Source organism: Gaiella sp. (assembly GCF_035558935.1).
Taxonomy (GTDB): Bacteria; Actinomycetota; Thermoleophilia; order Gaiellales; family Gaiellaceae; genus Gaiella.
Map to the genome: position 1 here is coordinate 1 of NZ_DATMBZ010000121.1, position 6,082 is coordinate 6,082.

Annotated in this window: 10 protein-coding genes; 5 read left to right on the forward strand and 5 right to left on the reverse strand. The window is 70.2% G+C overall.

Annotated features, from left to right (window positions below):
• Positions 1 to 652, reverse strand: a 652-nt coding sequence (locus VNM44_RS12030; RefSeq protein WP_325626126.1) for a class I tRNA ligase family protein, incomplete at its 3' end; no start/stop codon positions are given.
• Between the two features lie 105 nt (positions 653 to 757).
• On the opposite strand from VNM44_RS12030, the gene trxA reads away from it, so the two are divergent.
• On the forward strand, positions 758 to 1,075 hold the full coding sequence (gene trxA, locus VNM44_RS12035) for a thioredoxin (RefSeq protein ID WP_325626127.1): 318 nt from the start codon (positions 758 to 760) through the stop codon (positions 1,073 to 1,075).
• 73 nt (positions 1,076 to 1,148) lie between these two features.
• Here trxA and VNM44_RS12040 read toward each other — a convergent pair whose 3' ends face one another.
• Entirely contained in the window at positions 1,149 to 1,673 is a 525-nt protein-coding gene (locus VNM44_RS12040; RefSeq protein WP_325626128.1) for an NUDIX hydrolase, read from the reverse strand.
• 20 nt (positions 1,674 to 1,693) lie between these two features.
• Between VNM44_RS12040 and VNM44_RS12045 the strand changes: the two genes are divergently transcribed.
• Positions 1,694 to 2,071 (forward strand): cyclic nucleotide-binding domain-containing protein, encoded by a 378-nt coding sequence (locus VNM44_RS12045; RefSeq protein ID WP_325626129.1) that lies wholly within the window; start codon positions 1,694 to 1,696, stop codon positions 2,069 to 2,071.
• 9 nt (positions 2,072 to 2,080) lie between these two features.
• Here VNM44_RS12045 and VNM44_RS12050 read toward each other — a convergent pair whose 3' ends face one another.
• Together VNM44_RS12050 and VNM44_RS12055 are read right to left on the reverse strand one after the other, a co-directional pair.
• Positions 2,081 to 2,887 carry a serine hydrolase domain-containing protein gene (locus tag VNM44_RS12050; protein WP_325626130.1) on the reverse strand — a complete coding sequence of 269 codons (807 nt, stop codon included), beginning with the start codon at positions 2,885 to 2,887 and terminating at the stop codon, positions 2,081 to 2,083.
• Between the two features lie 34 nt (positions 2,888 to 2,921).
• Complete coding sequence (locus VNM44_RS12055) at positions 2,922 to 3,395, reverse strand: MarR family winged helix-turn-helix transcriptional regulator (RefSeq protein ID WP_325626131.1); 474 nt, start codon at positions 3,393 to 3,395, stop codon at positions 2,922 to 2,924.
• 78 nt (positions 3,396 to 3,473) lie between these two features.
• On the opposite strand from VNM44_RS12055, the gene VNM44_RS12060 reads away from it, so the two are divergent.
• Genes VNM44_RS12060 through VNM44_RS12070 form a run of 3 tightly spaced genes read left to right on the forward strand, consistent with a single transcriptional unit; the run spans position 3,474 to position 5,476 of the window.
• Positions 3,474 to 3,842, forward strand: coding sequence for a VOC family protein (locus VNM44_RS12060; protein ID WP_349258036.1), 369 nt, complete (start codon positions 3,474 to 3,476; stop codon positions 3,840 to 3,842).
• Positions 3,843 to 3,887: 45 nt separating this feature from the next.
• Positions 3,888 to 4,268 carry a RidA family protein gene (locus VNM44_RS12065; RefSeq protein WP_325626133.1) on the forward strand — a complete coding sequence of 127 codons (381 nt, stop codon included), beginning with the start codon at positions 3,888 to 3,890 and terminating at the stop codon, positions 4,266 to 4,268.
• Positions 4,265 to 5,476: a carboxylate-amine ligase gene (locus tag VNM44_RS12070; protein ID WP_325626134.1), complete on the forward strand. Its 1,212-nt coding sequence runs from the start codon at positions 4,265 to 4,267 to the stop codon at positions 5,474 to 5,476. Before VNM44_RS12065 ends, VNM44_RS12070 begins: the two co-directional genes overlap by 4 nt.
• 6 nt (positions 5,477 to 5,482) lie before the next feature.
• Here VNM44_RS12070 and VNM44_RS12075 read toward each other — a convergent pair.
• Positions 5,483 to 6,082 (reverse strand): hypothetical protein (locus VNM44_RS12075; protein ID WP_325626135.1); only part of this gene is annotated, 600 nt, incomplete at its 5' end.

Genomic DNA, 6,082 nt, shown 5'->3' on the forward strand with positions numbered 1-6,082 from the left:
GGCGCTCGCGCAGCGGGAAGCGGACGTAGAGCGACGGGTCGGAACGGTCCTGGTAGACGCCCGACTGGGAGAGCTCGTGCTGCGAGAGCGACGTCCCGCAGCGCGGGCACCACTCGGTCGAGCGGTGGCCCATGAACACGCGGCCGCGCTCGTGCATCAGCTTCAGGAAGCGCCAGATGTATTCGATGTTCGTGTCGCTGAACGTGAAGTAGTCCGCGCCCCAGTCCATCCACTGGCCGAGCCGGATCGAGCCCTTCGTCAGCTCCTCGGCGGACCAGATGACCTTCTCGCGGCACCGGCGCGCGAACTCGGCGAGGCCGAACTCCTCGATCTCGCGCTTCGAGTTGAGCCCGAGCTCGCGCTCGACCCCGACCTCGATCCAGAGCCCCTGACAGTCGAAGCCGTTCTGGTAGCGCTGGTGGTGGCCGCGCATCGCCTTGTAGCGCTGGAAGACGTCCTTCAGCGTCCGCCCCCACGCGGTGTGGACGGCGAGGGACTTGTTCGCGGTGACCGGCCCGTCGACGAAGCTGAACCGCGGGCCGTCCGCGTTCTGTTCGCGCAGCCGGCGGAACGTCTCCTCGCGCTCCCACAGCGCCAGGATCTCGAGCTCGAGGGCGTCGTGATCCGGCTTGTCCGGGAGGCGTGCGAACATGCGGCCGATTCTAGGGAAGGAGTTTTCGGGGTTCGTCGTTGTAGAGAGCGGGTAGTCGCACGACTCGGACTAGAGTCGTGCGCACATTCGAACACGGAAGGACCAATGGCACTCAACGTGACGACCGAGACCTTCGATCAGGAGGTCATCCAGAGCGAGACGCCCGTTCTCGTCGACTTCTGGGCGGAGTGGTGTGGCCCGTGCCACGCCGTCGCCCCGGTGCTCGACCGCATCGCGGCCGAGCGCGAGACAGAGCTCAAGCTCGTGAAGGTCAACATCGATCAGGAGCACGAGCTCCAGCAGCGCTACGGCGTTGCCTCGATCCCGACGATGATCCTCTTCAAGGACGGCGAGCCGTCCGCGTCCGTCATCGGCGCGCAGCCCAAGGGCGCGATCGAGCGGTCGCTCGGCCTCGCGGTCTGACTGTCAGCAGGGGTCTGTGCCCACAAGGGGACTGACCCCGTGGCGTTGATGTGAGCGTCGCGGGGGCAGGCCCCTACGGGGCCAGTCCCCTCCTCCGCCAGGCGGCGAGCGCGTGCTTCACCGTGGTGAAGGCGAGCTCGCCGCCGGCGGGAAGCGCGTCCGCCGCGAACCAGCGCAGCTCCGCGACGTCGTCGGCAGCCTGCGGGTCGCCGTCTGCGACCGTCGCGGACCAGTAGAGGTTCAACGTCGCTGCGGCCTCGTCGGCCTCCCCGTAGACGTCCATCCAGGCGCCGACGAACGACCCGATCTCCGCCTCGAGCCCGGTCTCCTCGAGCAGCTCGCGCCGGAGGCCCTCGACCGGATGCTCACCCTCCTCGAGGAACCCGCCCGGCGGGTCCCAGAGCCCGAGGTACGGCTCGACGGCTCGCCGGGCAAGGAGAAGTCTCCCTTCGGCGTCCTCGACGAGGCCGCTCACGCAGGGCGCGGAGTTCGCGTAGTACACCGAGCGGCAACGACCGTGGCAGATCGCCTGGGCGCCGTCGTTCTCGAGGCGCCCCTCGCATCGAGGGCAGGTTCGCCAGCCGTGGAGGATTGCCATCTCGCGGCTACGGTATCCGCGTGAGCCCGCGGCACGTCCCCGCCTCCGTGACCGAGCTCTCCCGGGTGGGGCTGCTCTCGTCGCTTCCCGGCGAGACGCTGACGCGCCTCGCAGCGCGCATGTCGCGCGAGGACGTTCCACCCGGCCGCACGATCGTCGCCGAGGGAGAGGGTGGCGACCGGTTCTACGTCCTGCTCTCCGGCATGGCGACGGTGACGCAGGAGGGACGCGGCCCGCGGTCGGTGCTCCGCCCCGGCGAGACGTTCGGCGAGGTCTCGCTCGCGATGGGCGTCCCGCGCACCGCGACCGTCACGACGATGCTGCCGTCGGTGGTCGCGAGCTGCGACCGCGCGACGTTCGACGAGCTGTTGCGACCGCTCTTCGCCGACGACGAGTAGGGCGCGCAGTCAGCCGAGCTCCCGGACGACGGCGTCGGAGAGCCGGGGCCAGGCCTCCTTCGCCCAGTCGCCGAAGCGCCGCGTCGTGAGCGCCGCGGACGCGATCCCGCGATCCGGGTCGACCCAGAGGAACGTCCCGCTTCCGCCGAAGTGGCCGAAGGTGCGGGTCGAGGTCAGGCTGCCCGACCAGTGACCCGCCTTGTCGCCCTTGAGCTCGACGCCGAGCCCCCAGTCGAGCGGGCGGTAGCGGCCGTAGTCGGGCAGGACGCCGTCGAGGCCGGGAAACTGGACACTCACCATCTCCTGGTGCGTCTCGTCGGCGACGAGGCGCGGCGCGAGGAGCTCCCGTCCGAGCGCGAGGATGTCGTCGAGGGAGCTCTGCATCCCAGCCCCGGGATGCCCCCGGGGATCGAGACCGATCCGAAGGGGCTCGACGACCGCAGCACGGACGTAGTCGGCGAAGGGCATCTCCGCACGTTGCGCGACATGGTCGCCGAGGGCCTGGAACCCCTCGTTGGAGTAGATCCTCCTCCGGCCGGGCCGCGCGATCGGGGCGTCGCCCTCGAACGGAAGCCCCGACGCGTGCGCGAGGAGGTGCCGCACCGTCGCGCCGGGCGGTCCCGCGGCTTCGTCGAGGTCGATGACTCCCTCCTCGGCGGCGACGAGCGTCGCGAGCGCCGCGATCGGCTTCGAGAGCGACGCGAGAGGGACGGAGCGGCCCGTCTCGCCGTGGGTCGCGACCGTCGCGTCCGCGCGGGTGACGCCGGCCGCAGCGAACGGCACGTCCCAGGCGTCGATCTGGCTCAGCGCCTCCACGCGGCGATCGTAGTGTGGCGCTGGTCGGCCTGGACTACGTCGCGGAGCGCAGGCGCTCGACATTGCGCCTCGCGAGGTCGTTGGTCGCACGCAGGAACGCGATCATCGCGTCGAGCTCACGGTTGGTGAAGCGTCGTCCGAGCAGGTCGTCCCACTCCCGCTTGAGCGGCGACCAGATCTCCTCGGCGCGCCGGTAGAAGGCGGGGGTGACCTCGAGCTTCACCTTCCTCCGGTCGGTGGGGTCAGCGATGCGCCGTGCGTAGCCGCTGCGTTCGAGCCGGTCGATCACGCCCGTCACCGCACCGCTCGTCAGGCCCGCCTCGAGCGCCAGTTCGCCGGCCGTCAGCCCGCTGCGACTCTCGAGGATGTTGAGGCAGTGGAGATCGGTCATGTTGACGCCCAGCCTGCGGGCGGCGAGCGCGTCGAACGCGTTGTCGAGGTTGCCGCTCGTACGGAACTCGAAGAGCAGTGCGTCGATCGCGGCTTGCTTCGCTGGACTGTTTGACATCGATTCTCTTAGTAAGTAAACTTCTTAGTGACAGAAAGAGTCTAGCACCGCAGGCGGAAGGAGCGAGATATGAGCGAGATCACGATGAGGCTCGAGCTGGTGGCGTTGCCCGTCTCGGACGTGGATCGGGCGAAGGCGTTCTACGTGCAAGCGGGTTTCGTCGCCGACCACGACCACGTCGTCGGCGACGATCTCCGGTTCGTGCAGCTGACGCCGCCGGGCTCGGCGTGCTCGATCGCAATCGGACGGGGAGTGACCGAGATGACCCCCGGTTCGGTCAAGGGCCTGCAGGTCGTCGTCGACGACATCGAGGCGGCGCACGACGCGCTCGTCGAGCGGGGCATCGACGTCAGCGACGTCCAGGACTTCCCCTGGGGGAGGTTCGTCTTCTTCAGCGACCCGGACGGCAACCGCTGGGCCGTGCAGCAGATCGTCGTTCCCGCGTAGCGCGGGAACCGCCTGGGCCCGGGGTGGGCGATACTAGGCCCGCCCATGCGCCGGAGGCTGATCACGGGGCACTCGCCGTACGAGGGCGTCGCGGGGTTCTCGCGCGCGGTCGTCGTCGGAGACCGGGTGCACGTCTCCGGTACGGCACCGATCCCCGCCGACGGGTCCCCGCCGCCCGACGGCGCCTACGAGCAGGCGGGGCTCTGCCTCGAGCTCGTCGGCGAGGCCCTGCGGAAGGCCGGGTCGGGGCTCGAGCACGTCGTCCGCACGAACATCTACGTCACCGACCCCGCCCACTGGGAGGGCGTCGCCCGGGCCCACGGCGAGGCGTTCCGCCACGTCCGGCCCGCCGCGACCTGCGTCGTCGCGCAGCTGCTCGACCCAGCCTGGAAGGTCGAGATCGAGGCGGAGGCGATGGTCCCGTGAAACAGGTCGTCCCCGGGTCGATCACGGGCGTCACCGAGAGCCTCGCCGCGAGCGTCCTCGAACACCGCTTCGGCACCGGCGAGCCGTACACCCTCGGGGTCGAGGAGGAGTACATGCTCCTCCACCCCACGAGCTTCGACCTCGTCCAGCACATCGAGATGGTGCTCGACGCGATCCAGGGCGACGAGCTCGCCGACCGGCTGAACGCGGAGCTGATGCAGTCCGTCCTCGAGATCGCGACCCCGGTGTGCCGTACTGCCGGCGACGTGATGCGTGAGCTCGCCACTCTCCGCGGATACGTGCGTGACGTCGCGCGGGGCCAGGACCTTCGCGTCGGCGCGGCCGGGACGCACCCGTTCAGTCTCTTCGAGCGGCAGCGCATCACGGCCAAGGACCGTTACCACGCGCTGATCGACCAGCTCCAGTACGTGGCGCGCCGAGAGCTCATCTTCGGGATGCACATCCATGTCGCCGTCGACGACCCGGACAAGGCGATCCAGGTCGTGAACGGCCTGCTCCCCCACCTCGCGCCGCTGCTCGCGCTGTCGGCGAGCTCGCCCTTCTGGCGGGGCGAGCCGACCGGGCTCGCGTCGAGCCGCCAGATCGTCTTCTCGGCCTTCCCGCGCTCCGGGCCGCCGCCGCGCTTCCGTGACTACGCCGACTACGCGGCCGTGGTCGGACAGCTCGAGCGCACGGGCTGCATCGCCGACTACACGCACATCTGGTGGGACATTCGGCCGCATCCCAAGTGGGGCACGATCGAGGTGCGGATCTGCGACGCGGTGACGCGCCTCGAGGACGCCGTCGCGATCGCCGCCTACTGCCAGTCGCTCGTCAAGCAGCTGAGCGAGAGCTACGACGAGGGCAAGGAGATCCCGTCGTACCACCGCATCCTGACGAGCGAGAACAAGTGGCTCGCCGCGCGGTATGGCCTCGACGCGCCCGTCATGGACCTCGCGAAGGGCCATCGCATCCGCATCCCCGTCGCGAAGCTCGTGCGCCGCACGCTGCGAGAGCTCGAGCCGCACGCCCGCGAGCTCGGGTCCGAGCGCGAGCTCGAAGGGATCACGGCGCTGCTCGAGCGCGGCAACTCGGCGGAGCGCCAGCTGCGCGTCTTCAACGCAAACCGCGACATCGTCGAGGTCGTACGCGCGATCGCGGACGCCACGGAGACGCTGCCGGCGGACGCCGTGGCGGCCGCCGGCTGACGCTCGTCAGGCCTTCACGGAGAAGGTGCGCGTGTCGATCCGCGCGAGCAACTCGCCACCCGCGTTGGTGAGCCTCAGGGCTCCCTTCGCGCCGACCGCGAGCCGCGCCCCGTCGAGGATGCTCTGCGCGTCGCCCGCCCACGGGAGGTCGATGCAGCGAGCGATCCGAGCGCGCGTGTTGAGCGCATGGACGAAGGCGTGCGACGTGCCGCCGTTGTAGAGCGTGTACGCCCAGGTGCCGTCCCGGCTCCAGGCCCTCGCGAGCGCGACCCCACTCATGCGCTCGCTCGGTTCGGTCTTGTCGACGATCGCGCCGGGCTCGAGCCTTCCCGTCCGGAGGCTGACCGAGCGGACGACGTACCGGATCCCGCCGTTCACCCCTTGCGGGTAGTGGAGGACGAAGAGCCTGCGGCCGTCGGGCGACAGCGCGTCGAACGCGAACGCTCCCGAGAGGCGGATCGAGCGGAGCGGCGCGAGCGTCCGGGTGTCGAGCACCACGAACGTCGTGCGGCCCGGGTCGTCGTAGATCGACGAGGAGAGCACGAGCCTGCGGCCTCCGGCGAACGTTCCCTCCGTGAGCCCCGAGAACGTGACCCTCGGCACGCC

Bases quoted from the DNA above. Each gene is read 5' to 3' on its own strand.
- trxA (WP_325626127.1), top strand. From the start codon at position 758: ATGGCACTCAACGTGACGACCGAGACCTTCGATCAGGAGGTCATCCAG.
- VNM44_RS12040 (WP_325626128.1), bottom strand. From the start codon at position 1,673: ATGGCAATCCTCCACGGCTGGCGAACCTGCCCTCGATGCGAGGGGCGC.
- VNM44_RS12055 (WP_325626131.1), bottom strand. From the start codon at position 3,395: ATGTCAAACAGTCCAGCGAAGCAAGCCGCGATCGACGCACTGCTCTTC.
- VNM44_RS12065 (WP_325626133.1), top strand. From the start codon at position 3,888: ATGCGCCGGAGGCTGATCACGGGGCACTCGCCGTACGAGGGCGTCGCG.